Genomic DNA, 26,310 nt, shown 5'->3' with positions numbered 1-26,310 from the left:
AGGGTGAAGCCACCGCCACGCTCAAGTAATCACGCTCGGCTTGTCACGGCCGGTATGGCTCCTGATTCCCGCGATGTCATCCGCTGCTGCGATCAGATCGGCGAGCGCCTTCTGCGTATCGAGATCGTGCCTGGCCTTGTCCGGCTCGTAGCGCTCGATGTAGACGCGCAAGGTGGCGCCCGAGGTGCCCGTGCCGGAAAGCCGGAAGACGACGCGCGAGCCGCCTTCGAACAGCACCCTGATGCCTTGATGCTCGCTCACCGAACCGTCGACCGGATCGTGATAGGTGAAGTCGTCGGCATTGGCGATCTTCAGGCCGCGCACGCTGGTGCCCGGCAGCGAGCCAAGCTTTGCGCGCAGTTCATCGACCAGCGCATTGGCGCGCCCGCTCTCGACTTCCTCGTAATCATGGCGCGAATAATAGTTTCGGCCGTAGGTCGCCCAGTGCTCGGTGACGATCTGCTTACAGCTCTCGCCGCGCGCGGCGAGGATGTTGAGCCACAAAAGCACGGCCCACAGGCCGTCCTTCTCGCGCACATGGTTGGAGCCGGTGCCCGCACTTTCCTCGCCGCAGATCGTCGCCATGCCGGCGTCGAGCAAATTGCCGAAGAATTTCCAGCCGGTCGGCGTCTCATACATGCCAATGCCGAGTTTTTCGGCGACGCGGTCGGCGGCCCCACTGGTCGGCATCGAGCGCGCAATGCCCTTCAGGCCTTCCTTGTAGCCCGGCGCCAGGCGGGCGTTGGCGGCGAGCATGGCGACAGAATCCGACGGGGTGACGAAAATGCCCTTGCCGATGATCAAATTGCGGTCGCCGTCACCGTCGGAAGCGGCACCGAAATCCGGGGCGTCCGGTCCCATCATCTCGTCATAGAGATGTTTGGCATGGACCAGGTTCGGATCCGGATGGTGGCCGCCGAAATCCGGCAGCGGCTTGAAGTTGCGGCAGGTGCCGTCGGGCGCGCCAAGCCGGTGTTCGAGGATCTCCTTGGCGTAGGGGCCGGTCACCGCGTGCATGGCGTCGAAGCGCATGCGAAAGCCCGACTTGAACAGTTTGCGCAGCGCGTCGAAATCGAACAGGCTTTCCATCAGCTCGGCATAGTCGACGACCGGATCGATGATCTCGACCGTCATGCCGGCGGCCTTGACCGTGCCGATCGCGTCGATGTCGATCGGATCGATGTCGACGGTCTTGAAGCTGGAGATCGCCTTGGTCCTGGCGAAGATCGCATCGGTCAGCTTTTCCGGCGCCGGGCCGCCATTGCCGGCATTGTACTTGATGCCGAAATCCTCGTGCGGGCCGCCCGGATTGTGGCTGGCCGACAGGATGATGCCGCCGAACGTCTTGTACTTGCGGATGACATGCGAAGCGGCCGGCGTCGACAAGATGCCGCCCTGCCCGACCATCACCTTGCCGAATCCGTTGGCGGCGGCCATGGCGATGGCCTTCTGGATGACCTCGCGATTGTAGAAGCGGCCGTCGCCGCCGATCACCAGAGTCTTGCCCTTGAACCCGTCCAGCGCGTCGAAGATCGACTGGATGAAGTTCTCGGCATAGTGCTCCTGCTGGAACACAGGCACCTTCTTGCGCAGCCCCGAAGTGCCGGGCTTCTGGTCGGAATAGGGTTTGGTGGGAACGGTGCGTATCATGCTTCAAGCAACCCTTTTCGAAAGCAGCAGGCGATAGAGTTCAACGTATTTGTCAGCGCTTCGGTCCCAGGACAGGTCGGTCTTCATGCCCTGGCGCTGGATGGCCTCGAAGATCGCGGGGCTGGCATGGGCCTCGGCCAGGCGGCGGATGGCATGAAGCAGCGCGCCGCCGTCGCTGGGCGCGAACTGGAACCCGGTCGCCACGCCGGCGGCAATCGCCGCCTCGTTGGCGTCGATGATGGTGTCGGCGAGCCCCCCGGTGCGGGCGACCACCGGCACGCAGCCATAGCGCAGGCCATAAAGCTGCGTCAGTCCACAAGGCTCGAAGCGCGACGGGATAACGATGGCGTCGCAGCCGCCCTGCATGACGTGAGACAGGCCTTCGTCATACCCCACGACGACGCCTATACGGCCGCGGTGGCGTGCGGCGGCGGCGAGCAGCGCGCCTTCGAGGCCGGCATCGCCCGAACCCAGAATAGCCAACCGCGCGCCCGTCGCAACGATGCCGTCGACCGCCGTCGCCAGTATGTCCATGCCCTTCTGCCAGGTCAGGCGGCTGACGACGCAGACGATCGGGCTACCGTCGCGATCGAGGCCGAAACGGCCCTCGACAGCGGCCCTGTTGGGCGCGCGCGCCTTGAGCGAGGCGGCTGTATAGTTCGACACCAGATGCTTGTCGGTCTCCGGGTTCCAGATGGCGGTGTCGATGCCGTTGACGATGCCATAGAGATCGCTGGAGCGCATGTTGATCAGGCCGTCGAGACCCATGCCGAATTCCGGCGAGCGGATTTCTTGCGCATAGGTCGGGCTGACGGTGGTGATTGCCCAGGCAGCCTGCAGGCCGGCCTTGAGGAAGCCGACGCCGCCATAATATTCCACGCCGTCAAGCGCCATCGCCGCCGTCGGCAGTCCGAGTTCGCCGAAGATGCCGGCGCCGAACTGCCCCTGGAAGGCGAGGTTGTGGACAGTCATCATCGACGGCGTGCCGACCGCTTTGCCATAGCGCATATAGGCCAGCGTCATCGCCGACTGCCAGTCATGGGCATGCACGATATCGGGCATGTAACCGGAGATGGCACCGCCGGCGATGTCGGCGCCGGCCTGGCTGAGCGCTGCGAAACGGCGCCAATTGTCCGGCCAATCGGCACCCGCGGCATTGCCATAAGGACCGCCGGGACGATCGAACAGATGCGGCGCATCGAGCACGAAAAGATCGAGCCCGGCAAGCTGGACAGAATGGACCGAAGCCTTGCCGCCCTGCAGCAGCGGATACTTGTAGACAGACTTTTTTTTCTTGAAGGCGTCCATCACCATGGGAAAACCGGGAATAAGCGTGCGCATGGTCACGCCTTTGGCGGCCAGCGCGACGGGCAGCGCGCCGGTCACATCGGCAAGCCCGCCGGTCTTGATCAGCGGAAAGATCTCGGGCGTGACCGACAGAACCTGCATGCGCTTACCGAACCGCTCCTGGTGCATGTAGCCCAAACCGTGCAGCGGTTCTGGGGCAAGGACATGCACAAACCACCCTAAAGTGACAGCTTGTTGATCAACCCGATCGGATTGACAACTTGTTGATCAAACTGATCAGGTTGACAACTTGTTGATCATGTCCTGCGTGATCAGGCAGATGCCCTTTTCCGAAACGCGGAAGCGCTTGGCGTCGAGCACGGGATCCTCACCGACCACCAGCCCTTCCGGTATCCTTACACCGTGGTCGATGACGACGCGCTTCAACGTTGCGTTCCGGCCGACATGAACGTCGGGCAGCATGACGACCTCTTCCAGCGTCGAGTAGGAATTGATGCGCGCGCCGGTGAAGATCAGGCTTTTCCTGAGCGTCGCGCCCGAGACGATGCAGTCGCCCGACACAAGCGAGGACACGGCCGAACCGCGCCGTCCATCCTCGTCATGCACGAACTTCGCCGGCGGCTTCAACTCGGCATAGGTCCAGATCGGCCAGTCGCGATCGTAGAGGTCGAGTTCGGGCGTCACGTCGGTCAGGTCGATATTGGCTTCCCAATAGGCATCGACGGTGCCGACATCGCGCCAGTAGGCCTCATTTTCCGCGGTCGAGCGCACGCAGGACTTGGCGAAGCGGTGGGCGATCGCCTTACCGTGCTCGACGATATAGGGGATGATGTCCTTGCCGAAGTCGCGGCTTGAACCGGGCTCGGCCGCATCGCGGCGCAGCTGCTCCATCAGGAACTTGGTCTTGAACACGTAGATGCCCATCGAGGCCAGGGCAAACTCCGGTTTGTCTGGAATGCCGGGAGGGTCGGCCGGCTTTTCGACGAAGGCGATGATGTTGTCCTTGGCATCGACATGCATGACGCCGAAGCCCGTGGCCTCCATGCGCGGCACTTCGAGGCAGCCGACGGTGACATCGGCGCCGGCGTCGACATGCTGGCGCAGCATCAGCTCGTAGTCCATCTTGTAGATGTGATCGCCGGCGAGGATGACCATGTATTCGGGGCCATAGGCCTCGATGATGTCGATGTTCTGGTAGACCGCGTCGGCCGTGCCTTCATACCACTGGGTTTCCGACACGCGCTGGCTGGCCGGCAGGATATCGAAGCTTTCGTTTCGTTCGGGCCGCAGGAAGTTCCAGCCGCGCTGCAAATGGCGGATCAGCGAATGCGCCTTGTATTGGGTTGCAACCCCAAGGCGGCGGATGCCGGAGTTGAGGGCGTTGGAGAGCGCGAAATCGATGATGCGCGTCTTGCCGCCGAAATAGACCGCCGGCTTGGCGCGCCGGTCGGTCAGTTCCTTGAGGCGGCTGCCGCGCCCGCCGGCCAGCACATAGGCCATGGCGTCGCGGGCCAGCGGCTGGGTTCGTTTCGAGTTTGCCATTTTCTACCCTCCCAAGTTACCCGGTCTCGACATGGCTTGTTCCGCGACCAGTTCAAGCATGATCGTCGACAGCGGCGGCAAGAGCATCGTTGCGGAGATGCCCCCTTCCTCCGCCCGCGCTTCGACGGCGCCGCCATTGCCCTTGCCGGATCCGCCATATTCGGAAGCGTCCGTGTTGATGATCTCGCGCCATGTGCCGGCTTTCGGCAGCGGCACGCGGTAGTTGTCGCGCGGCACCGGCGTGAAATTGGAGATGATCGCGACCGGATTGCCTCCCGGCGCGCTGCGCAGCCAGGCGAAGACGGAATTCTGGCTGTCGTCGACGATCAGCCAGGAAAAGCCTTCCGGCTCGCAGTCGCGGCCGTGCAGGGCCGGTCGCGAGCGGTAGAGATAGTTGAGGTCGCGCACCACCTGCCAGACACCGCGATGCGAGCGGAAATCGAGAAGATTCCAGTCGAGCGCGCGCGCCTCGCTCCATTCGCGGCGCTGCGCGAACTCCTGGCCCATGAACAGCAGCTTCTTGCCGGGGTAGCCCCACATGAAAGCGTAGTAGGCGCGCAAGGTCGCGAATTTCTGCCAGTCGTCGCCGGCCATCTTGCCAAGCAGCGTGCCTTTGCCGTGCACGACCTCGTCATGCGAGAGCGGCAGCACGAAGTTTTCCGAGAAAGCGTAGACCAGGCCGAAGGTGAGGTCGTTGTGGTGGTGTTTGCGGAAGATCGGCTCCTTGGAGAAATACTCCAGCGTGTCGTGCATGAAGCCCATGTTCCACTTGAAGCCGAAGCCCAGCCCGCCTTCATGGACCGGAGCCGAGACCTTCGGCCACGAGGTCGATTCCTCGGCGATGGTCATGACGCCCGGATGGTGGCCGTAGAGCTCCTTGTTCATCTTCTGCAGGAAGCTGACCGCCTCGAGGTTCTCGCGGCCGCCCTTCTCGTTAGGAATCCATTCGCCTGCCTTGCGCGAATAATCGAGGTAGAGCATCGAGGCGACCGCGTCGACGCGCAGGCCGTCGACATGATATTTTTCGGCCCAGAACAACGCGTTGTTGACCAGGAACGACACCACCTCGCGGCGGCCGAAATTGTAGATCGCGGTGTTCCAGTCGGGATGAAAGCCCTGGCGCGGATCGGCATGCTCGTAGAGCGCAGTGCCGTCGAAATGGACAAGGCCGTGCTCGTCGACCGGAAAATGCGCCGGCACCCAGTCGAGGATGACGCCGACGCCGGCACGGTGGGCGCCGTCGACAAAGCGGGCAAAGCCGGCCGGGTCGCCAAAGCGCGCCGATGGCGCATAGAGGCCTGTCGTCTGGTAGCCCCAGGAGGGATCATAGGGATGTTCGGAGATCGGCATGAACTCAATGTGGGTGAAGCCCGTCTCGACGACATAGGGGATCAGCCGGTCGGCCAGTTCATCCCATGACAGAAACGTTCCATCGTCGCGAAGCTGCCAGGAGCCGGCATGGACCTCGTAGATGGAGATGGCCTCGCGCCGGGGATCGGCATTGCGCCAGAAACTGCGATGCGCCTCGTCGCCCCATTGATGGGCGGGCGACGCAGCGGTCACCGACGCGGTCGCCGGGCGCAGTTCGGACTTGAAGGCAAACGGATCGGCCTTCAGCGGCAATCTCACGCCATCGGGGCCGATGATCTCGTACTTGTAGGGCCTGCCGGCGCCGATATCGGGGATGAATACCTCCCAGATGCCGGTGTCGCGGCGGTCGCGCATCGAATGGCGGCGGCCGTCCCAGTCGTTGAAATCGCCGACCACCGAGACGCGCCTTGCATTGGGGGCCCAGACGGCGAAATGCACGCCGGTGGCGCCTTCGTGCTCGATGACATGCGCGCCGAGCTTGTCGAACAGCCTCAGATGCGAGCCCTCGGCAATGTAGTAATCGTCCATCGGACCGAGCACCGGGCCGAAAGAATAGGGATCGGTCAACCACCAGTCGCCCCCGGCATTCCTGGCGTGATAGCGCAATGGCTGGCGCTTCTTGATCGACAGCTTGCCTTCGAAAAAGCCGCCATCGTCACGCCTGGACAGTTCACCAGCAATCATGCCGGTCAGCGTATAGGCGGTGACGAACTCCGCATGCGGAACGAAACAGCGGGCAAACAGGTTCTTGCCCACCTCATGGACGCCGAGGACCGCAAACGGATTGCCGTGCGTGCCGGCGACAATCGCCGCGACATCGCTGGCCGGGGCCGATCCGTCCGGCCCGCTTGTCGCAGCGGTCGCGCGCGGTTTCCTCATCGGGCAGTGTCCCTCCCCGGGCACCAAATGTTTGTTTTAAGGTATAAATTCGGCGTTTGAACTCACACCCCGGACTACATCGTTCGTGGCCTCATGCAATCACATCAGGCAGGTACGTTCCAGATGTCTTTCGCGTATTGGCGGATCGTGCGATCGGAAGAGAACCAGCCGACGCGCGCGACGTTGCGGATTGCCCTGGCGTACCAGTCCGGACTGTTGCGCCAGACGGCGTCGACGTCTCGCTGGCAAGTGGCATAGGCGTCGAAATCCGCCGCGACCATGAACCAGTCGCTGTCGTAGAGACCATTGATGAGATCGCGGTAGCGGTTGGGATCATCGGGCGAAAAGACGCCCGATGAAACGGCCGCGAGCGCCTGCGACAGTTCGGGCGATGCCTTGATGACGCCACGTGGATCGTAGCCATTGTTGCGGCGCTCGGCGACCTCCGCCGTGGTCAGGCCGAAGATGAAGATGTTGTCGTCGCCGACGCACTCCTTGATTTCGACATTGGCGCCGTCGAGCGTGCCAATGGTCAGCGCGCCGTTCAGCGCGAACTTCATGTTGCCGGTGCCCGAAGCCTCCATGCCGGCGGTCGATATCTGCTCGGAGAGGTCGGCGGCCGGCATCATGATCTCGGCGAGGCTGACATTGTAGTTCGGCACGAACACCACCTTGAGCAAGCCGCGAACGGCCGGATCGCGGTTGATGACCCTGGCAACGTCGTTGGCCAGTTTGATGATCAGCTTGGCATTGTGGTAGCTGGGCGCCGCCTTGCCGCCGAAGAATTTCACGCGCGGCATCCAGTCGCGCTCCGGGTGCGAGCGGATCTGGTCGTAGAGCGCGACCGCCTCGAGGATGTTCAGGAGTTGGCGCTTGTATTCGTGGATGCGCTTGACCTGGATGTCGAACAGCGCCGAGGGATCAAGCCTGATACCGAGCCGGTCGGCGACGAGATTGGCCAACTTCACCTTGTTCTGCCGCTTCACGCCGGCGAATTTTTCGCGGAAAGCGGTATCGTCGGCAAAGGCATCGAGCCCCTTGATGGCCTCGATGTCATCCAGGAAGCGGTCGCCGATCGCCTCGCGGGCGAGTGCGGTCAGACCTGGGTTGCACTGGATCAGCCAGCGCCGCGGCGTGATGCCGTTGGTCTTGTTGTTGATGCGGTCGGGGTAGAGCGTGTGCAGGTCGGCGAATACCGTTTCCTTCATCAGCTCGGTATGCAGCGCCGAGACGCCGTTGATCGAATGCGAACCGACGAAGGCGAGATTGCCCATGCGCACGCGGCGGTCGCCATTCTCCTGGATCAGCGAGATGCGGCTGATCTGCTCGCCGGAGAACTGATTGGTGGCGCGCGCCTCGAGCAGCACCTGCGCGTTGATGGCGTAGACGATCTGCATATGGCGCGGCAAAAGCCGCTCGAACAGCGGCACCGGCCAGCTTTCCAGCGCCTCCGGCAGCAGCGTGTGGTTGGTATAGCCGAAGGTGCGTTTGGTGGTGTCCCAGGCCCGGTCGAAATCCATGCCGTGGACGTCCATCAGGAGGCGCATCAGCTCCGGCACGGCGATCGCCGGATGGGTGTCGTTGAGGTGGATTGCCGCCTTGTCGGGCAGCGACTTCAGGTCGCCATATTGGCTGAGATGCCGCTGCACGATGTCCTGCAAAGAGGCGGTGGAGAAAAAATATTCCTGCCGCAGCCTGAGTTCCTGCCCTGCCATGTGGGAATCGGCGGGATAGAGTACGCGCGACAGCGCGTCGGCCTTGTTGCTTTCGGCGAGTGCGCCGATGTGGTCGCCAGCATTGAACTTGTCGAGCAGAATCGGATCGACCGGCATGCCCGACCAAAGCCGCAAGGTGTTGACGCGGTTCCCCCGCCAGCCCACGACGGGTGTGTCGTAGGCGACGGCCAGCACATGCTCGGTCGGCTTCCAGACATGGCGTTCCAGCCGGCCATCCCTGGTGGTGACCGATTCCACCGAGCCGCCGAACCCGACCTCGAACGACCGTTCGCGGCGTTCGAACTCCCAGGGGTTACCGTGATCGAGCCAAGTCTCGGGCAATTCTACCTGCCAACCGTCATGTATCTCCTGGCGGAACATGCCGTTGGCGTAGCGGATACCGTAGCCATGCGCGGGAATATCGACGGTGGCCATGCTTTCCATGAAGCAGGCGGCGAGCCGGCCGAGGCCGCCATTGCCAAGTGCTGCATCCGGCTCGAGCGTGGCGATGAGGTCGAGTTCCACACCCAGCGACGACAACGCCTCGCGCATGTTCTCCATCAGGCCGAGATTGGAGAAGGCGTCACGCATCAGGCGGCCGATGAGGAACTCCAGCGAGAGGTAATAGACGCGCTTTTCCTGCTGGGCGTAGGCCTCTTTCGTCGCCTGCATCCAGCGATCGACGATGCGGTCGCGCACGACCTTGATCGAGGCGGTCAGCCAATCGTACTGGGTGGCGACGGTGGTGTCCTTGCCGACCCTGTATTTGAGGGCCATCAAGACTTCCCTTGCGAGCGTCTTGGGGTCGGGATTTTCAAGCAGTGGCGGGAGGGGGTCGGATGTCATCGTGCGCGTCATGCTGCCTCTCGTGCGTTTGCCACGATCATACCGGCTTTCATCATTCATCCCAGCCCATGCTACCGCATTGCAGCAAACGTTCAATCGATTTAAGTAAGCCGGAGGCGACTTACCCAGCGGCAATTTGGCAGTTCAGGCCGCCAGCGCCGCCTCCGGCGGCGTCTTTGCCCCGGTCATGAATGCGACGGCATCGGACATTGTATGTTGTTTGGGATCGATGACGCACAGCCGACGACCCAGCCGATGGATGTGGATGCGGTCTGCCACTTCGAAGACATGCGGCATGTTGTGCGAGATCAGCACGATCGGCAGGCCCCGCTTCTTCACGTCGAGGATGAGTTCCAGCACGCGGCGGCTTTCCTTGACGCCAAGTGCTGCCGTCGGCTCGTCCATGATAACCATCTTGGAGCCGAAAGCGGCGGCGCGCGCCACTGCCACGCCCTGGCGCTGGCCGCCGGACAGCGTCTCCACCGCCTGGCTGATGTTCTGGATGGTCATCAAGCCGAGTTCAGTCAGCTTGTCGCGGGCGCGCTTTTCCATCGCCGGACGGTCGAGCATGCGAAGCCATTGGCCGACAAAGCCGGGCTTGCGTATCTCGCGGCCGAGAAACATGTTATCGGCGATCGACAGCGCCGGCGACAGCGCCAGGTTCTGGTAGACGGTTTCGATGCCGGCTTCGCGGGCCTCCATGGGCGACTTGAAGGCGACCGGTTTGCCCTCAAGCCGGATTTCGCCTTCATCGGGCACCACAGCGCCTGAAATCGCCTTGATGAGCGACGACTTGCCGGCGCCGTTGTCGCCGATAACAGCGAGGATTTCGCCGGGGTAGAGGTCGAAATCGGCATTGTCCAAGGCGGTGACGCGGCCGTAGCGCTTGACCAGTCCGCGAGCGGTGAGGATAGGGTCCTGGGTCATGCCGAAACCTTTCTGATCCATTGATCGACCGCCACGGCGCCGATGATCAGCACGCCGGTGAGCAGCACCTTCCATTGCGGATCGGCGCCCAGCATGTTGAGGCCCATGGAGACGACACCGACGATCATCGCGCCGAACAGCGTGCCGAGGATCGAGCCGCGGCCGCCGAAAAGAGAAATACCGCCGATCACCGTGGCGGTAATCGCCTGCAGATTGTAGTCGGTCACGGCGGCCGACGGCGAGATCGACCCATTGCGACCGATGGAGACCCAGGCGGCGAAAGCGGCGATCAGCCCGGCCAGGGTATAGACCGTCATGAGCACCTTCTTGGTCTGGATACCCGACAGTTTCGCCGCCTCCTGATCATCGCCGACAGCGTAGACATGGCGGCCCCATGCCGTGTGATTGAGCACGTACCAAAGGAGCAGCACGAGCGCGACCATCGCAATCACGCCGGCCGTCAGCACAGCGGTGCCGACCTTGAAGCTGAGCGCGAACAGATGCAGCAGCGGCGCCTGAACGTCGACGTCGGTGTCGCGGATCGTCTCATTGGCCGAATAAATGAAGTTCGTCGCCATGACGATGTTCCAGGTGCCGAGTGTCACGATGAATGGCGGCAGTTTCATGTAGGCGACAAGCACCCCGTTGAGCAGCCCGCAGGCAGCACCCGCGGCAAGTCCGATCGCTACGGCAAGGACGCTCGGCAGGCCGTAGCTGACGGCGCAATTGCCCATGATCACGGCCGAAATCACCATGATGACGCCAATCGAAAGGTCGATGCCGGCGGTGAGGATGACCAGGGTCTGGGCGGCACCCAGAATGCCGACGATGGCGATCTGCTGCAGGATCAGCGTCAGCGTGTAGGACGAGAAGAAACGCCCGCCAATGGTGAGGCCGAACACGATGATCGCCAGGACCAGAACGATCAGCGGCACCGCGGCCGGCGTCGAGTGCAGAAAATGCTGGATGCGTCTGACCGCCGATTTATGCTCGTCAAACGCGGCAACGCTCGTGTCGCTGCCTGAGAGAACCTTCTCGAATTCCTGAGCTTGAGACATGTTTCCTCCCCGTAGGGTATCCGCCACGCGGCGACACCCGTCCACGCTTTTCCGGTCTCCTGCCGGGATTGTTCGCGGTCACGCGACCATCGTCCACCCGAAGCGGCCGGGGATCAAGTCCGGCCGCTCCGTTTTTCGTTGCCAGTCAGACCGGCATCAGCCCCAGCACTTGGCGAGGCCTTCCTTGGTGTCGATGGACTTCACGCCATTGGCCGGCTTGTCGGTCACCAGATTGACGCCGGTGTCGAAGAAGTTCTTGCCTTCGGTCGGCTTCGGCTTGGTGCCGTCCTTGGCAAAATTGGCGATGGCCTCGATGCCGAGCGCCGCCATCTGCAGCGGATATTGCTGCGATGTCGCGCCGATGACGCCTTCGGCCACCGACTTCACGCCGGGGCAGCCGCCATCGACGGAGACGATCAGCACCTGGCTTTCCAGGCCGACGGCCTTGAGCGCCTGATAGGCGCCGACCGCGGCCGGCTCGTTGATGGTATGGATGACGTTGACGGTGTTGTCCTTCTGCAGAAGGTTCTCCATCGCCTTGCGGCCGCCCTCCTCATTGCCGTTGGTGACGTCATGGCCGACGATGCGCGCGTCATCCTCGTCGCCGATCTTGTTGGGATCCTTCACGTCGATGCCGTAGCCCATCATGAAGCCCTGGTCGCGCAGCACGTCCACGGTCGGCTGCGAGGGGGTCAGGTCGAGGAAGCCGATCTTGGCGTCCTTGGCCTTGTCGCCGAGCGTCGCGGCGGCCCAGGCGCCGATCAGTTTGCCGGCCTCCAAATTGTCGGTAGCAAAGGTCGCGTCGGCGGCGTCGATCGGATCGAGCGGCGTGTCGAGCGCGATCACCAGCAGGCCGGCATCACGCGCCTTCTTCACCGTCGGCACGATGCCCTTGGTGTCGGACGCGGTAATGAGGATGCCCTTGGCGCCGTCGGCAATGCAGCTCTCGATCGCCGCGACCTGGCTTTCGCTGTCGCCGTCGATCTTGCCGGCATAAGTCTTGAGGTCGACACCAAGCTCCTTGGCCTTGGCGGTCGCACCCTCCTTCATCTTGACGAAGAAGGGATTGGTGTCGGTCTTGGTGATCAAGCAGGCGCCGACACCGGCCGCGGATGCGGACGAGGCGAATGCCATCAGGCCCAGAGCAGCCGCCGCAAAAACGGTGGATTTCAACAGTTTTGTATTGGTCACGATTTCCTCCCAGTGGAACATTTCAGATGCCGGCCAACCGGCACCCCTCCGGCATCCAAGCAACCTCTCCCGGTACGGATGCCTGCCTCAAATGACACCAGACCAATCTCTCTGTCAATAATTAAATCACTCTTATTTATTATTGACAGCCTTGCGCCGTTCGCACATTCTGCCCCAAAAGCATCGAGGGGTAATAACGGGAGGAACAGGGTGGAGACGGCCATTGCCAGGCATGGTTCGCCCGAGGCGAATGAGAGCCTTATTCACCGCGGCACCAACCAGAGCGGCATGCGGGACCACAATGAGCGGCTGGTGCTGTCGCTGGTGCGCCAGCATGGCAGCCTGGCGAAGTCCGACATCGCCCGCATGACCGGACTGTCGGCGCAAACCGTCTCCGTCATCATGCGCGAGCTCGAGGAGGAAAGCCTGCTGCTGCGGCAGGCGCCGCTGCGCGGCAAGATCGGACAGCCCTCCATCCCCATGGCGCTCAATCCCGAGGGCGCGTTCTTCATCGGCCTGAAGATCGGCCGCCGCAGCGCCGAACTCGTGCTGATCGATTTCCTCGGCAATGTACGTTCGATGCTGCAGCATTCCTACCGCTACCCTGCCCCGCGCGAGACGGTGGAATTCGTCACATCAGGCATGAAGAAGATGCGTGGCGAGCTTTCGCCCGCGCAGGACAAGCGCATAGCGGGGCTCGGCATCGCCATGCCGTTCGAGCTCTGGAACTGGGCCGATACCGCCGGCGCGCCGCGTGACGTCATGGACGAATGGCGCCATCGCGATATCCGCGCGGAGATCCAGGCGCAATGCGATTTTCCGGTCTATCTGCAGAACGACGCCACTTCGGCCTGCGGCGCGGAGCTGGTCTTCGGCCAGGCAGGCGCCCCGCGTGATTTCGTCTATTTCTATATCGGCGCCTTTGCCGGCGGCGGCATCGTCCTCAACGGACGGCTCTTTGGCGGCCCGACCGGCAACGCCGGCGCGCTGGGCTCCATGCCGGTGCCCGGACCGGAGGGAAAGCCGACCCAATTGATCGACGTGGCTTCGATCGCCATGCTCGAAAAAGCGCTCAATGCACGTGGCGTCGAGGCTTCGCATCTGTGGACGTCGCCCGAGGACTGGGGCGAGATCGGCGCCGAGCTCGACGACTGGATTACAAACGCCTCGCGGGCGCTCGCCTATGCCATCGTCGCGGCATCGTCCGTCATCGACTTCGAGGCGGCGGTGATCGACGGCTGGATGCCGACGCAGGTGCGCCGCAGGCTGGTCGACGCCGTCATCGCAACCATCGACACGGTCGATGCCGAGGGATTGAAACTGCCAAACGTCCGCGAAGGCACCGTCGGTATTCACGCGCGCGCTCTCGGGGGCGCCAGCCTGCCACTATCCGAGCGCTTCCTGATCGGTTCGACCACGATTTCCAGGAGCATCTGAATGCTGATCGGAATTCCGGCGCTGCTCGGTCCGGAGCTTCTGGCGATCCTGCGTGCGATGGGGCATGGCGACGAAATCGCCCTGGTCGATGGAAACTACCCGGCTGAAGAGCAGGCAAAGCGGCTGGTGCGGGCCGACGGCCACCATCTCATTCCGGTGCTGGACGCCATATTGAGCGTGCTGCCCGTCGATGACGTCGTGCCGGAGGCGCTGTTTCGCGCCTCGGCCAAGGGCGACCCCTCGCTCGCCGATCCCGTGCATCATGAAATCGAAGTGCTGTGTGCAAAACGCGCGCCCGGGCGCAAGGTGGTTGCGCTGGCCGGCGCCGACTTCTATGCACGCGTCAGGGCCGCGCACGCCATCGTCGCGACCAGCGAACCCAGGCTCTACGCCAACATCATCATCCGCAAGGGCGTGATCCATCCGCCGGAGACGACAAGACAATGATCCTTTGCTGCGGCGAGGCCCTGATCGATATGCTGCCGCGCACGACGACGGAGGGAGAACGGGCCTTCGCACCCTATGTCGGCGGCGCGGTGTTCAACACCGCCATTGCGCTCGGCCGGCTGGGCGCTCCTGCCAGCTTCTTCTCGGGCCTGTCGTCGGACCTGTTCGGCGGCCAGCTCCGCGAAGCGCTCGGGGCGAGCAAGGTCAGTTCCACCTATGCGCACACTTCGCCCCGGCCGACGACGCTCGCCTTCGTGCGGCTGAACGATGGCCAGGCAACCTACACTTTCTACGACGAGAACACCGCCGGGCGCATGCTGACCGGCGAGGATCTGCCGCAACTTGGTCCGGAGATCGAGGCCATGCTGTTCGGCGCCATCAGCCTTATTTCGGACCCGGCGGGGGCCGCCTACGAGGAATTGATGAAGCGCGAGCATGGTCGTCGCGTCATGATGCTCGACCCCAACATCCGGCCGAACTTCATCCCGGACAAGGCAAAGCATCTGAAGCGTATCCGCGAGATGATGGCGATGGCCGATATCGTGAAACTCTCGGATGAAGATCTTCACTGGTTCGACGAAGCCGGCTCGCACGAGGACGTCGTGCGCAACTGGCTCGACCGCGGACCCAAGCTGATCGTCGTCACCCATGGCGCCGAAGGCGCCGTCGGCTACACCAGGGATCACACGGTCAGCGTGACGCCGCAAAAAGTCGAGGTGGTCGATACGGTCGGCGCCGGTGATACGTTCAATGCCGGCATCCTCGCCTCGCTGCATGAGCAGGGCCGGCTAACGAAAGCGGCGATTTCAGGCCTTTCCGAGGACGCCATCCGTGCGGCCCTGACACTCGGCGCCAAAGCGGCGGCGGTGACGGTATCGCGGGCCGGCGCCAATCCGCCCTGGCGCCATGAGATCGCCTGAGTGGCGCGCCAGAGGAAACGAATCCAAATTAACAGGTTCCTTGGAACCTTCGCCGGCGCGCTGTTGATGAGGCAGTAAAGAAAACCCGCCTGTGCGGCGGGTCCTTGGCGCAACTCAGCACCATAGGCAGATATGTAGCATAGTTGCCTTCACCCCGTCAAGAAAAAATTCCTATCTTCGGATAGTTGCCGCACTGCGGACTGGCCGTTCTCAGGCCTTGGCTGACCCAAGTTCGGGCCGTGGTAAGGCCCAACATGGATTGAGCCGGCCGATCACTTTATGTTTAGCAGGGTCGACTCTGGGGTTATAAGGCCGTAATTGCGCCGCACGAATCCCGGATTTCCGGCGTCCGGCTGACCGACACCGAAAAATGCGGTAACAGACTGCCACGACCGGGCAATTTGTCGCTCCGCGCGCCCGGCTTTCTCGGCAGGCGCAATTCTGGTACCAGCGGGTCGAGGCCAGACCGCCCGGTTAAAATCGTTTGAGGACGACATGCAGTTCATCGATCTTGGCGCACAGCGCGAACGAATCCGCGACCGGCTGAAGGCCGCGATCGACCATGTCGTCGAGGACGGCCGCTATATCCTCGGTCCCCAGGTAGCCGAATTCGAGAAAAAGCTCGCCGCCTATGTCGGCGTCAAGCACGTCGTGGCCTGCGCCAACGGCACCGACGCACTGCTTTTGCCGCTGTTCGCCGCCGGGATCGGCCCGGGCGATGCCGTGTTCGTTCCGAGCTTCACCTTTGCCGCCACGGCGGAAGTGGTGGCGCTGGCCAAGGCCGAGCCGGTTTTCGTCGACGTCGATCCCAAGACCTACAACATCGACATCGCCAGCCTCGAGGCGGCGATCACGATGATCAAGAAAGAAGGCCGGCTGAAGCCCAGGGCGATCATTCCGGTCGACCTCTTCGGCCTTGCCGCCGACTACGATGCCATCATGGCGATCGCCCACCGAGAAGGCCTGATGGTGATCGAGGATGCCGCCCAATCAATGGGCGGTTCGGCGGACGGCAAGATGTGCGGGTCGTTCGGCACGGTCGGCTCGACCAGTTTCTATCCGGCGAAGCCGCTCGGCTGCTACGGCGACGGCGGAGCGATGTTCACCAACGACGACGCCTTGGCCGACAAGCTGCGCTCCTTCGCCTTCCACGGCAAGGGCGAGACGCAATATGACAACATCCGGGTCGGCATCAATTCACGGCTCGACACGCTGCAGGCCGCGATCCTGATCGAAAAGCTCGCCATTCTCGAGGACGAGATGGTTGCCCGGCAAATGGTGGCGAACCGTTATGCCGAAGGGCTTGCTGATGTCGTCACGGCAGCCCGCAACCTGGACGGCAGCCGCTCGGCCTGGGCGCAATACGCCATCGAGACGCCCAAGCGCGACGGGCTGAAGGCGCATCTCGGCGAAAAAGGCATTCCGTCGGTCATCTACTATGTGAAGCCGCTGCACGAGCAGATCGCCTATCGCGACTATCCGAGAACGCCGACCGGCCTTGCCGTATCCGAGCAATTGCCCAAGCGCATCCTGTGCCTGCCGATGCATCCCTATCTCAGCGAAGCCGATCAGGACCGGATCATCGAGACGATCCGCAACTATATCGGATCGAACTCGGCGCAGGCCGCGGCCGAGTAACCAGCCGACTTCAGGCGGAGCTTGCCCCTGCCCTGCCGCTGGCGATGAAATGCGGATTGGCAAAATCCGCATCGCCGCCCTGGTCTCGCTTGCCATACATCAAGGGCTGTCCATCCAACGTGCGCGTGATGCCGCCCGCGGCGCGCAGCACGGCATCGCCGGCTGCGGTATCCCACTCCATGGTACGACCGAAGCGCGGATAAATGTCCGCCTCGCCATTGGCGACCAGACAGAATTTCAGCGACGAGCCGACAGAGACGATCTCGGCGATGCCTAGGTCACGAATATAGGCTTCGGTTTCGGGCGTGTTGTGGGAGCGGCTCGCAACCACCGCCAGCGGCGTCGCAGCCGCCCTCACCGAAATCGGCCGGCGAGAGACGATGCGGAAGTCGCCATCTATTTCGAGGAATTCCGCCTTGCCCGGCAGCCCGGAAAAGAACCGGCCCGTGCAGGGCGCGAAAACGACGCCGACTTCCGGCACGCCGTGGCGGACAAGCGCGATGTTGACGGTGAAATCGGTGCGGCGATTGACGAATTCCTTGGTGCCGTCCAGCGGATCGATCAGGAAGAAAGCCCCGTCCAGGTCCGGCGGCACGATGCCGGCGGATGCTTCCTCCTCGGCCACGCAGGGAATGTCGGGAAAGGCCGCACGCAATCCGGCCAGAATGATCTTCTCGCTCTCGCGGTCCGCCTCGGTCACCGGCGAGGAATCTGATTTCTGGTCGACCGCGCAGCCGGCGTGGAACACACGCATGACCTCGCGGCCGGCCGCCAAAGCGAGCCCCTCGAAAATTTCGAGCATCGACCTGTCGTCAGATGCCGCCGCCATTGTCGTATTGGTCTTCGGCAATGTCACGCTCGTTCAGCCAGTGTTCCAGGGCATCTACCATCTCCTCGGCCGATTTGCCGAGCGTCTTCAGATGGATTTCCGGTTTTTCCGGCGCTTCGTAAGGCGAGTCGACACCGGTGAAATTCTTGATCTCGCCATTGAGCGCGCGGGCGTAGAGGCCTTTCGGGTCACGCCTGGCGCATTCCTCGAACGGCGTGTCGACGAACACTTCGACGAACTCGCCTTCGGCCATCAATTCGCGGGCCATGCGCCGCTCGGCGCTGAAAGGCGAAATGAAGGAAACGATGACGATCAGCCCTGCATCGGCCATGAGGCGGGCCACTTCGGCGACGCGGCGGATGTTTTCGACGCGGTCGGCGTCGGTAAAGCCGAGATCCCGGTTGAGGCCGTGGCGGACATTGTCGCCGTCGAGAATGTAGGTATGGCGCCCGGAGGCAAACAGCTTCTTCTCGAACAGGTTGGCGATGGTCGATTTGCCCGAGCCCGACAGCCCGGTGAACCAGAACACGGCGGGCCGCTGGTTCTTGATGTCGGCACGTACCCGCTTGCCGACATCGAGCGATTGCCAATGGATGTTCTCGGCACGGCGCAGCGAATGCAGGATCATGCCGGCGCCGACCGTGGCGTTGCTGATGCGGTCGATCAGGATGAACGCGCCGGTTGTACGGTTCTCGGCGAAGGTGTCGAAAGCGATCGGCGTGCGCGTCGAGATGTTGCAGATGCCCACTTCGTTCATCTCGAGCGACTTGGCAGCTTCACGGGCAAAGTCATTGACATTGACCCGATATTTCAAATCGGTGACGGTAGCGCTGGTCTGGTCGGTCTCGGTGCGCAGGATATAGGAGCGGCCCGGCAACAGCGCATGTTCGTCGAACCAGACGATGTTGGCGGCGAACTGGTCGGCGACCTGCGGGCGTGCCGCAGGCGCCACCAGCATGTTGCCCCGGGAAATCTCGACCTCGTCATCGAGGACAAGCGTGATGGCCTGGCCGGCAACCGCCTGGGCGAGGTCGCCACCCTGCGCGACGATGCGTCTGACGCGGGAGGATTTGCCCGATTTGGCGACGACGACCTCGTCGCCTTGCGAGATCGCGCCCGAGGCGATCGTTCCGGCGAAGCCGCGAAAATCGAGATTGGGGCGGTTGACGTACTGCACCGGAAAACGGAACGGCAGCTCGGCCGCGGCCTCGTCGACCGAAACGGTTTCGAGATGTTCGATCAGCGTCGGGCCGGAATACCATTCCATCCTGTCGGAGCGGCCGGTGACGTTGTCGCCGTAGCGCGCCGACATCGGGATCGGCACGATGGTCTCAAAGCCGAGATCGCGCGAAAATTGCAGATAGTCCTGCGTGATCCGGTCGAAGACCGCCTGGTCGAAATCGACGAGATCGATCTTGTTGACGGCCAGCACGATATGGCGGATGCCGAGCAGCGAGGCGATGATCGAGTGGCGCCTGGTCTGGCGCAGCACGCCTTGCCGCGCATCGATCAGCACGATTGCCAGGTCGGCGGTGGACGCGCCGGTCGCCATGTTACGCGTGTACTGCTCGTGGCCGGGCGTGTCGGCGACAATGAATTTGCGCTTTGGCGTGGCGAAGAAGCGATAGGCGACGTCGATGGTGATGCCTTGCTCGCGCTCGGCTTCGAGACCGTCGACCAGCAGTGCGAAATCGATGTCGTCGCCGGTCGTGCCGTGCTTGCGCGAATCGCGTTCGAGCGCGGCGAGCTGGTCCTCGAAAATCTGCTTGGTGTCCGAGAGCAGGCGGCCGATCAGCGTCGACTTGCCATCGTCGACGGAGCCGCAGGTGAGGAAGCGCAGCAGCGATTTCTTCTCCTGCGCCGCCAGATAATCGCGGACGCCGTCGGTAGGTGCGAGGCTCTTTGCCATGATGTGGCGCATGGTCAGAAATACCCCTCGCGCTTCTTCTTTTCCATCGAGCCGGCTTCGTCCCGGTCGATCAGGCGGCCCTGCCGTTCGGAGGTGCGCGCGGTCAGCATCTCGCCGACGATAGCTTCCAGCGTGTCTGCTTCCGATTCGATAGCGCCGGTCAGCGGGTAGCAGCCGAGCGTGCGGAAGCGCACCAGCCGATTCTCGATCGCCTCACCGGGGCGCAATTTCATGCGATCGTCGTCCTTGAGGATGAGCATGCCATCGCGTTCCACGACCGGCCGCTGCTTGGCGAAATAGAGCGGCACGATCGGGATGTTCTCCTGCAGGATGTACTGCCAGATGTCGAGCTCGGTCCAGTTGGACAGCGGAAAGACGCGGATCGATTCACCCGTGGCGATGCGGGTGTTGAAGATCTTCCACATTTCGGGGCGCTGATTCTTCGGATCCCAGACGTGCTGGGCGTTGCGGAAGGAAAAGATGCGCTCCTTGGCGCGCGATTTTTCCTCGTCGCGGCGGGCGCCGCCAAAGGCGGCATCGAAACCGTATTTGTCGAGCGCCTGGCGCAGCGCCACGGTCTTCATCACATGGGTGTGCGTGTTCGAGCCATGATCGAAGGGATTGATGTTGTCGCGCACGCCATCCTGGTTGACGTGAACCAGGAGATCGAAACCGAGTTTTTGCGCCATCTGATCGCGAAAGGCGATCATCTCGCGAAATTTCCAGGTTGTGTCGACATGAAGGAACGGAAAGGGCGGCTTGGCGGGATAGAACGCCTTCATCGCCAGGTGCATCAGCACGGACGAATCCTTGCCTACGGAATAGAGCATGACCGGCTTGGCGAAGGCGGCCGCGACTTCACGGAATATGTGGATTGACTCGGCCTCAAGCCGCTGCAGGTGCGTAAGCGCTGTTGTCATGGCCTGTCTAGCGTTCTCTCGTGCCTTCCGACAGAAGACCTGGCATCAAATCATCGGGCTTCCCGCCCGGTTCAAGCTTGCTTCTGGACAATGTTATTCTTGCGGGCGTTCTAGCAGATCGCCGCTGCCCAGAACAATGCAAGACGCGCCTGGCAAGGAGTGGTTCGGGAATGAATTTTCCATCCATGCGTCAAAATGCGGAAATTCCTGCTTGTCACGCCGGCGGCTGAGAAAATGCGGGGGAAAAAATTGCTTGATGAAAAGCACGCAGTCTTCGCCGCGCCCAAATCCGATCGTCTGCCAGCGACTACCGATTTTCGGTGGCAATCGGCCTTGATGCACTTTCAGAAAAAGACCCAAGCCGCTATACCGGCCCCTGAAAGCGGGCAGATGCACGATGCGACACGGGCAATTTCGGCAGGGCTATGTTCGCCGCCGTCAGACAATCCGCCGTGTGAAGCGTCCGAGAATGGTGAGCCGCCCTTGAGCCAGCTTTCATCGATAAGACGGCAGTTCTCGCCCGCGCGGATCAATATCTATTTTTCCATCGCTTGCTTCTTTTTTCCACCGGTCCTGGGGTCTGTGGTGAGCTTCGTGTTCAACGGCGGCGGCCTGTGGTCGGTTCTTTTGATCGCCTCGAAAAAGAGGCGCTTCAACATCGACCGGGCGATGATGGCGCTCACGATCGCGATCTATGCCTATTGCGCGGCAAATCTCCTGGCTTCGCTCGCCAATAACGCAATTGTCAGGGATGCGCCGCATCTGATCCCGCTCGTCACCTTCCTGTTTTTCCCCCTCTCCTATTCAACCTGGAGCATTACGCAGAAAACAACCCTTGTCCGGATCATAATCCTCAGCAGCATGGCCGCTTGTTTCGTCGCGCTGCTGTTGGCGATCATCCAGCAATATTGGATCGGGATGAGGGCGGAGGGCGGAGCGGGAAATGCGATCGTGTTCGCCACGGTCGTCTGCCTTGCAGTGATGGCCTGCGTGGCCGGTGCCCTGTCGGGCATCGAAAGGCACAAGAGTGCGCTGATCTGCGCAGCGCTCGGCGGAACGATCGCCATCATCTATTCCGGCACGCGCATCATCTGGCTGGCGCTGCTGATTTCCGGCATTGCCGTGCTGTTGATCAACCAGCATTGGCTGAAAGGGAAGAATGCCGTCCGTCTGCTGCTTCTGATGGCGGCGATCGGCGTCGCGGTCGCCGCTATCGGCTTCCATACAATATCCGACAGATTTGATTTTCTGCGCTCTGATTGGGACGCGCTTGGGGCGCACGGCAATTCCGACACCTCGCTTGGAATACGTGTTGCCCTCTGGGACATCGGCCTGAAGGCATTTCGCGACATGCCCTTGTTCGGACACGGAGTGGGCGCCAACCAGCTCTTGATCAGGCAGGGCTTCCAAGACCTGTTCGCGAAAACGGCAGGTTTCAATCATTTCCACAATGGCTTCCTGACGGCATTGGTACAGGCGGGCATCCTGGGCGCCGTGACTTTGGCGGCGATCTTTGTCGTCGCCGGCAGAAACGCCGCCCTGGTCCTGCGCAACAGCGCCGACCCGATCGAGCGCTTTGGCGCCACCATGGTCGTCGTCATGGTGATCACCTACCTGACGGCTGGGATGACAGGCATCCTGATCGGCCAAGACATCCTGGATTCGGTGTTCATGGTCTTCCTGGTATCCGGGACCTATCTTGCGTCGGGACGTCAGGCCCCGTTGCCGGAAGAGATGCCGCTTCCGCCAGTCACGCAATAGCGGCTCCGGGCAAGGCAATGAAGGTCTTGGTCACAGGCGCATCGGGCTTCATCGGACGCCTTGTCGTGCGAAGGCTTTGCGAGGCAGGGGTGGAGGTTCGCCTCGCCTCGCGCTACCCAGAAAGGCTCGCTTCGGGCAGCGACATCGTTGGCTTGCCGCGTTTCGATGCGCCGGCCAAGGACTTCCTTGCCGTCACCCGTGACGTCACGGACGTCGTTCACTGCGCCGGCTTGAACAATGATCAAGGCGAGGCCACCGAAGCCGACTACCGAGCCGCCAACGCGGAACTGAGCGCGCGGCTGGCGCATGCGGCCGCCATGCAGGCAAGCGGACGCTTCATCCAACTGTCATCGGTCCGGGCCGTGATCGGCGCCCGCGTCAGCGCAACGATCGACGAGCATACGGTCCCCGATCCGCAATGCGCCTACGGGCGCTCGAAACGCGAGGGCGAGATCAGGGTCCTGGACGCCTATGCATCGCACGGCCGCGCCGACGCCGCCGTGCTGCGCCTGCCGGCGGCCTACGCAAGCGGCATGAAGGGCAATCTCGCAATGCTGATGGGCCTGGCCGATACGGGCCTGCCGCTGCCGACAGGTATTCTGACAGGAATCCGCTCGCTGGTGTCGGCCGACGCAGCCGCGCAAGCCGTGCGGCATTTGTTGGCTCATCCGGGGCCGCTCAGCCCTGCCTATATAGCCAGCGACGTGCCTCCGGTGTCGGTGGCAGCCGTCGTAAGCGCCTTCCGGAAGGGACTTGGGCGGCCGGTGCGCCTGGCTGCCGTACCGGCCAGCCTGATGCGGATGGCCGCGGTGGCGCTAGGCAAGCGGGCGTTTTGGGAAAGCATGACGGCGACACAGATATGCGACCCTTCCCTGCTCATCTCGCAGGGCTGGCTGCCGGAAACAGCGACGCTTGATCGTCTAAGCGAAATCGCGGCGCGCAGCAGGCAAGCTCAACCTGGATAAATCGTCGCGAGCAGGATGCGAAGATCAAGGCCGATCGAGGCGACCTTGAGATAGTCGGCATCGGTTTCGGCCAATAGGGCCGGGTCCGACATGTCGATGCCCTTGACCTGAGCCAGGCCGGTGATGCCGGGAAGCGCCGATGAAACGCCCAGCCGTCGGCGGCACTCGATCAGCTCGGTTTGCGTCGGCAGACAGGGACGCGGTCCGACCAAGCTCATCTCGCCCTTCAGAACATTCCAGAACTGCGGCAGCTCATCGAGCTTGAACTTCCGCAGGGTCTTTCCGGCCGGCGTCACGGCATTCGCCGGCGCCTCGTGCGAAGGCAAGGATGGCGTGCCGACATACATCGTGCGCAATTTGTGACAGCGAAAGAGCACGCCATCGCGGCCAACCCGCGTTTGAGAAAAGATGGCCGGACCGGGCGACGATATACGAACAGCCAGGACAGCGAGCGCCAGGACGGGTGAAGTGACCAGGAGCAGCAGCGCCGCGCCGGCAAGATCGAAGATTTGCTTGGCTGTCTTCATGAACCGCCGATAGTGCTCGTTGCCAAAACCAAAGACGAAAATACGAATCCGCTCGACGTAGCATGAGGCTATCGCTCGACCAAGCTCGACCCCTCGCCTGCTCGGATGCGCCTGCAGAGGAATGCCAGCCAGCGCCCCAGGGTCCCGAAGGTCCGCCGATAAATGCCGCTCTTGCGCAGACTGCTCAAGCGCCGAAGAAGGCCAGGGTCTTTTGAAGCATCAGTTCGCCTGCCCGGCCGCTTTCGGGATCACGGCCTCAGGCACGTCCCCTCTTACCTTCTTGGTATGGTCAAGACCCGCAAGCACCGCGAGCGAGGATGCCTTGTCCTGGCTCTTCACGGATTGCTGCAGGGCCGCAAGCGCCGCCTGGACATCGGACCATTCCGCGACATCGGTGCTCAGGCCAAAAATCTTGGAAATGCCGAGTTCGACCAGCTCCTCATCCTCACCATGCAACGTTTCATGGAGTTTTTCACCGGGCCGGATTCCGGTGAAGCGAATGGGGATGTCCGTGTATGGGCTTTTTCCGGACATGCGGATCATCGTCTCGGCAACTTCGAGGATCGGCACCGGTTTGCCCATGTCGAGCATGTAGACGGCGTAGTCGTCGCCGGCTTTCCGCGAGGCGGCATCGGCAGCCGACATGATGACGAGGTCGACGGCTTCGGCCACGGTCATGAAATAGCGCGTCATGCGCCGGTCGGTTATGGTGACGGGACCTCCGGCCTCGATCTGCGCCTGGAATATGGTTGCGACCGAGCCATTGCTGCCAAAGACATTGCCGAACCGAACGGCTATGAACTTGGTGGCGGGGCGCCGCGCGCCGGGCTCGCCGGCGGGCGTTTCATGCAAGGCGCTGACGATCTGTTCGGCCGCCCGCTTCGTCAGGCCCAGCACGGATGTCGGGTCCACGGCCTTGTCGCTCGAAACAAGCACGAATTGCTTGACGCCGCATTTGGCGGCAACCTCGGCACAGACAAGCGTTCCGAAGACATTGGTCTGGATGGCCGAATCCCAGTTTTCCTCGAGCAAAGGCACATGCTTCAGTGCCGCGGCGTGGAAAACGATGTCCGGCTTGAACTCGGTGACGACACGCGTCATCTGGCGCCGGTCGGCGACATCGACAATGCGGACCTTGAGGCGGTCATGGTCCTTCTCTTCGACATATTGGCTCAACTGGAAAATGCCGAACTCGGAATTATCGGCAACCAGCACCGCCTCCGCGCCCAGTTCCAGTGACCTCTTGACCAGGGTGCGGCCGATGGAACCGGCGCCGCCGGTGACCAGGACGCGCTTGCCGCCGACGAAGGCCCCGATGCGTTCGATGTCGGACGGAACCGTGGGGCGGCGCAGGATCGTTTCCATCTCGACCTCGTCGAGAACGAGCTTTCCCTCCTGGCCGAGCTGCGAAAGCCCCGAGAACTGCACCACCGCTATGTCGCCTTGCCGGGCAACACGGACGAGCTCCGAATACTCCTCGATCTCATGTTCGGCGCCGCTGCCGAAAATCAGCAGGTCCAGGCTTGTCGTACCCTTGGCGTATTCTTCCAGCACCTCGATCAGGCGGGGGCGGGTGGCCACGACGGGAACGCCCTGGATCCGAGTGCCCTGCGGAACACCGTGCTCAATCGCCATAACACCGGCGATAGAATAATCTGCGGGCTCCGCCGTACGCGTGAAGCGAATAATAAGGTCGGCCTCGCCGAGCCGGCCGACGAACAGGGCTTGCTTGATTCGCGTCTTGTCGGTCTTACGACTCAGGATACCCCAGCTCGCGCCGTCGCGGAGAAAGCGATAGAATAGCCGTGGCGCCGATATGATGGTGAAGGAGACGAGGAAGAAGACGATGAACTGGCGTTCGTTGAGGCCAGCAACGGGTTGGAAAGCACGAACCACCAGCGAAGCCGCGTAAAGAACAAACGTTAAAATCGCGCAGCTCTTGAGGATGTTGAAAAAGTCCGGTGTGGAGGCGAAGCGCCAGACCGTCGTATAGAGCCCACAATATCTGAACAGAAGGTGGCCGATGAGGACGATGCTCGCCCAGGTAGCAAGGCCCTCGGCAGAGAATGCATCAAACGAAAGGTTCGACCGCGACAGAACCAAGCTGAGCGCCACCGCGATCAGGACCATGACGACGTCCTGGACCATGATGAAGGCGAGCCGCACTCCCGGCCGGAGTCCGAAGACAGCTTCGAGGTAAGAATTCATAGAACGGCACTAGACTCCAGGCACTCGGCTACAGGCATCGGCATGGTGTGGACACGAAAGATCATTCGCGGCCCCTTCAACACACCACCTCCGGCCCCCGCCGTCCTGTGTATCGCATACTGCGGGCCTGAGGTCATAGCCAGATGTTTTTTCAAATGACGCTTGGTTAAGCTGGCGCTTATGTTTATTTCAATTCGGGAAACAAAGCTAGGTCTTTGGAGACAGGCCGACAGTGCCTTTCCATGAGGTATGGCCTCCGATA

At 62.3% G+C, this 26,310-nt stretch carries 19 protein-coding genes; 6 read left to right on the top strand and 13 right to left on the bottom strand.

Going from position 1 to position 26,310, the window contains the following annotated elements; translation table 11 throughout:
• Positions 1-21: 21 nt before the first annotated feature.
• The 8 genes from FJ428_RS03025 to FJ428_RS02990 form a co-directional block, all read right to left on the bottom strand.
• On the bottom strand, positions 22-1,650 hold the full coding sequence (locus FJ428_RS03025; protein WP_140494811.1) for an alpha-D-glucose phosphate-specific phosphoglucomutase: 1,629 nt from the start codon (positions 1,648-1,650) through the stop codon (positions 22-24).
• A 3-nt stretch (positions 1,651-1,653) separates the two neighbouring features.
• Positions 1,654-3,099 (bottom strand): glycogen synthase GlgA, encoded by a 1,446-nt coding sequence (glgA, locus tag FJ428_RS03020; protein ID WP_140494814.1) that lies wholly within the window; start codon positions 3,097-3,099, stop codon positions 1,654-1,656.
• A gap of 135 nt (positions 3,100-3,234) precedes the next feature.
• Positions 3,235-4,500: a glucose-1-phosphate adenylyltransferase gene (glgC, locus tag FJ428_RS03015; RefSeq protein ID WP_140494816.1), complete on the bottom strand. Its 1,266-nt coding sequence runs from the start codon at positions 4,498-4,500 to the stop codon at positions 3,235-3,237.
• A gap of 3 nt (positions 4,501-4,503) precedes the next feature.
• Positions 4,504-6,750 (bottom strand): 1,4-alpha-glucan branching protein GlgB, encoded by a 2,247-nt coding sequence (glgB, locus tag FJ428_RS03010; RefSeq protein ID WP_140494818.1) that lies wholly within the window; start codon positions 6,748-6,750, stop codon positions 4,504-4,506.
• 104 nt (positions 6,751-6,854) lie between these two features.
• Positions 6,855-9,323 carry a glycogen/starch/alpha-glucan phosphorylase gene (locus FJ428_RS03005; protein WP_140514917.1) on the bottom strand — a complete coding sequence of 823 codons (2,469 nt, stop codon included), beginning with the start codon at positions 9,321-9,323 and terminating at the stop codon, positions 6,855-6,857.
• A 132-nt stretch (positions 9,324-9,455) separates the two neighbouring features.
• Entirely contained in the window at positions 9,456-10,238 is a 783-nt protein-coding gene (locus tag FJ428_RS03000; RefSeq protein WP_140495053.1) for an ATP-binding cassette domain-containing protein, read from the bottom strand.
• On the bottom strand, positions 10,235-11,296 hold the full coding sequence (locus tag FJ428_RS02995; RefSeq protein ID WP_140494823.1) for an ABC transporter permease: 1,062 nt from the start codon (positions 11,294-11,296) through the stop codon (positions 10,235-10,237). Before FJ428_RS02995 ends, FJ428_RS03000 begins: the two co-directional genes overlap by 4 nt.
• A gap of 156 nt (positions 11,297-11,452) precedes the next feature.
• Positions 11,453-12,469 (bottom strand): sugar ABC transporter substrate-binding protein, encoded by a 1,017-nt coding sequence (locus FJ428_RS02990; RefSeq protein WP_181167209.1) that lies wholly within the window; start codon positions 12,467-12,469, stop codon positions 11,453-11,455.
• A 228-nt stretch (positions 12,470-12,697) separates the two neighbouring features.
• Here FJ428_RS02990 and FJ428_RS02985 point away from each other — a divergent pair, with 228 nt between their 5' ends.
• The 4 genes from FJ428_RS02985 to FJ428_RS02970 all read left to right on the top strand — a co-directional run bounded on the left by FJ428_RS02985 (position 12,698) and on the right by FJ428_RS02970 (position 16,929).
• Complete coding sequence (locus tag FJ428_RS02985; RefSeq protein ID WP_140564229.1) at positions 12,698-13,924, top strand: ROK family protein; 1,227 nt, start codon at positions 12,698-12,700, stop codon at positions 13,922-13,924.
• Complete coding sequence (locus FJ428_RS02980) at positions 13,925-14,371, top strand: RbsD/FucU domain-containing protein (protein ID WP_140514913.1); 447 nt, start codon at positions 13,925-13,927, stop codon at positions 14,369-14,371.
• Complete coding sequence (locus tag FJ428_RS02975) at positions 14,368-15,291, top strand: carbohydrate kinase (protein WP_140878910.1); 924 nt, start codon at positions 14,368-14,370, stop codon at positions 15,289-15,291. Before FJ428_RS02980 ends, FJ428_RS02975 begins: the two co-directional genes overlap by 4 nt.
• A 495-nt stretch (positions 15,292-15,786) precedes the next feature.
• The gene (locus FJ428_RS02970) at positions 15,787-16,929 is read left to right on the top strand and encodes a DegT/DnrJ/EryC1/StrS aminotransferase family protein (RefSeq protein WP_140514910.1); all 1,143 of its coding nucleotides are present in this window, start codon (positions 15,787-15,789) and stop codon (positions 16,927-16,929) included.
• Positions 16,930-16,939: 10 nt separating this feature from the next.
• Here the strand turns inward: FJ428_RS02970 and cysQ are convergent, their stop codons facing one another.
• From cysQ to cysD, 3 genes are read right to left on the bottom strand one after another with little or no spacing between them, the layout of a single operon-like run.
• On the bottom strand, positions 16,940-17,731 hold the full coding sequence (gene cysQ, locus FJ428_RS02965) for a 3'(2'),5'-bisphosphate nucleotidase CysQ (RefSeq protein ID WP_181165144.1): 792 nt from the start codon (positions 17,729-17,731) through the stop codon (positions 16,940-16,942).
• 10 nt (positions 17,732-17,741) lie between these two features.
• Positions 17,742-19,679 (bottom strand): sulfate adenylyltransferase subunit CysN, encoded by a 1,938-nt coding sequence (cysN, locus tag FJ428_RS02960; RefSeq protein WP_181167193.1) that lies wholly within the window; start codon positions 19,677-19,679, stop codon positions 17,742-17,744.
• A gap of 2 nt (positions 19,680-19,681) precedes the next feature.
• The gene (cysD, locus tag FJ428_RS02955) at positions 19,682-20,587 is read right to left on the bottom strand and encodes a sulfate adenylyltransferase subunit CysD (protein ID WP_140494839.1); all 906 of its coding nucleotides are present in this window, start codon (positions 20,585-20,587) and stop codon (positions 19,682-19,684) included.
• A gap of 483 nt (positions 20,588-21,070) precedes the next feature.
• On the opposite strand from cysD, the gene FJ428_RS02950 reads away from it, so the two are divergent.
• Positions 21,071-22,348, top strand: coding sequence for an O-antigen ligase (locus FJ428_RS02950; protein WP_140514968.1), 1,278 nt, complete (start codon positions 21,071-21,073; stop codon positions 22,346-22,348).
• A 17-nt stretch (positions 22,349-22,365) separates the two neighbouring features.
• Entirely contained in the window at positions 22,366-23,313 is a 948-nt protein-coding gene (locus FJ428_RS02945; RefSeq protein WP_140878909.1) for an NAD-dependent epimerase/dehydratase family protein, read from the top strand.
• On the opposite strand, the gene FJ428_RS02940 is transcribed toward FJ428_RS02945, so the two are convergent.
• Together FJ428_RS02940 and FJ428_RS02935 are read right to left on the bottom strand one after the other, a co-directional pair.
• Positions 23,301-23,840 carry a sugar transferase gene (locus tag FJ428_RS02940; protein ID WP_140494844.1) on the bottom strand — a complete coding sequence of 180 codons (540 nt, stop codon included), beginning with the start codon at positions 23,838-23,840 and terminating at the stop codon, positions 23,301-23,303. The genes FJ428_RS02945 and FJ428_RS02940 overlap by 13 nt on opposite strands.
• A 219-nt stretch (positions 23,841-24,059) precedes the next feature.
• On the bottom strand, positions 24,060-26,048 hold the full coding sequence (locus FJ428_RS02935) for a nucleoside-diphosphate sugar epimerase/dehydratase (protein ID WP_181167192.1): 1,989 nt from the start codon (positions 26,046-26,048) through the stop codon (positions 24,060-24,062).
• Between the last annotated feature and the right edge of the window lie 262 nt (positions 26,049-26,310).

The sequence above is a fragment of the Mesorhizobium sp. B2-8-1 genome (assembly GCF_006440955.1).
In the GTDB taxonomy this organism is placed as follows: domain Bacteria; phylum Pseudomonadota; class Alphaproteobacteria; order Rhizobiales; family Rhizobiaceae; genus Mesorhizobium.
This window is presented reverse-complemented; position numbering and strand designations above follow the sequence as displayed.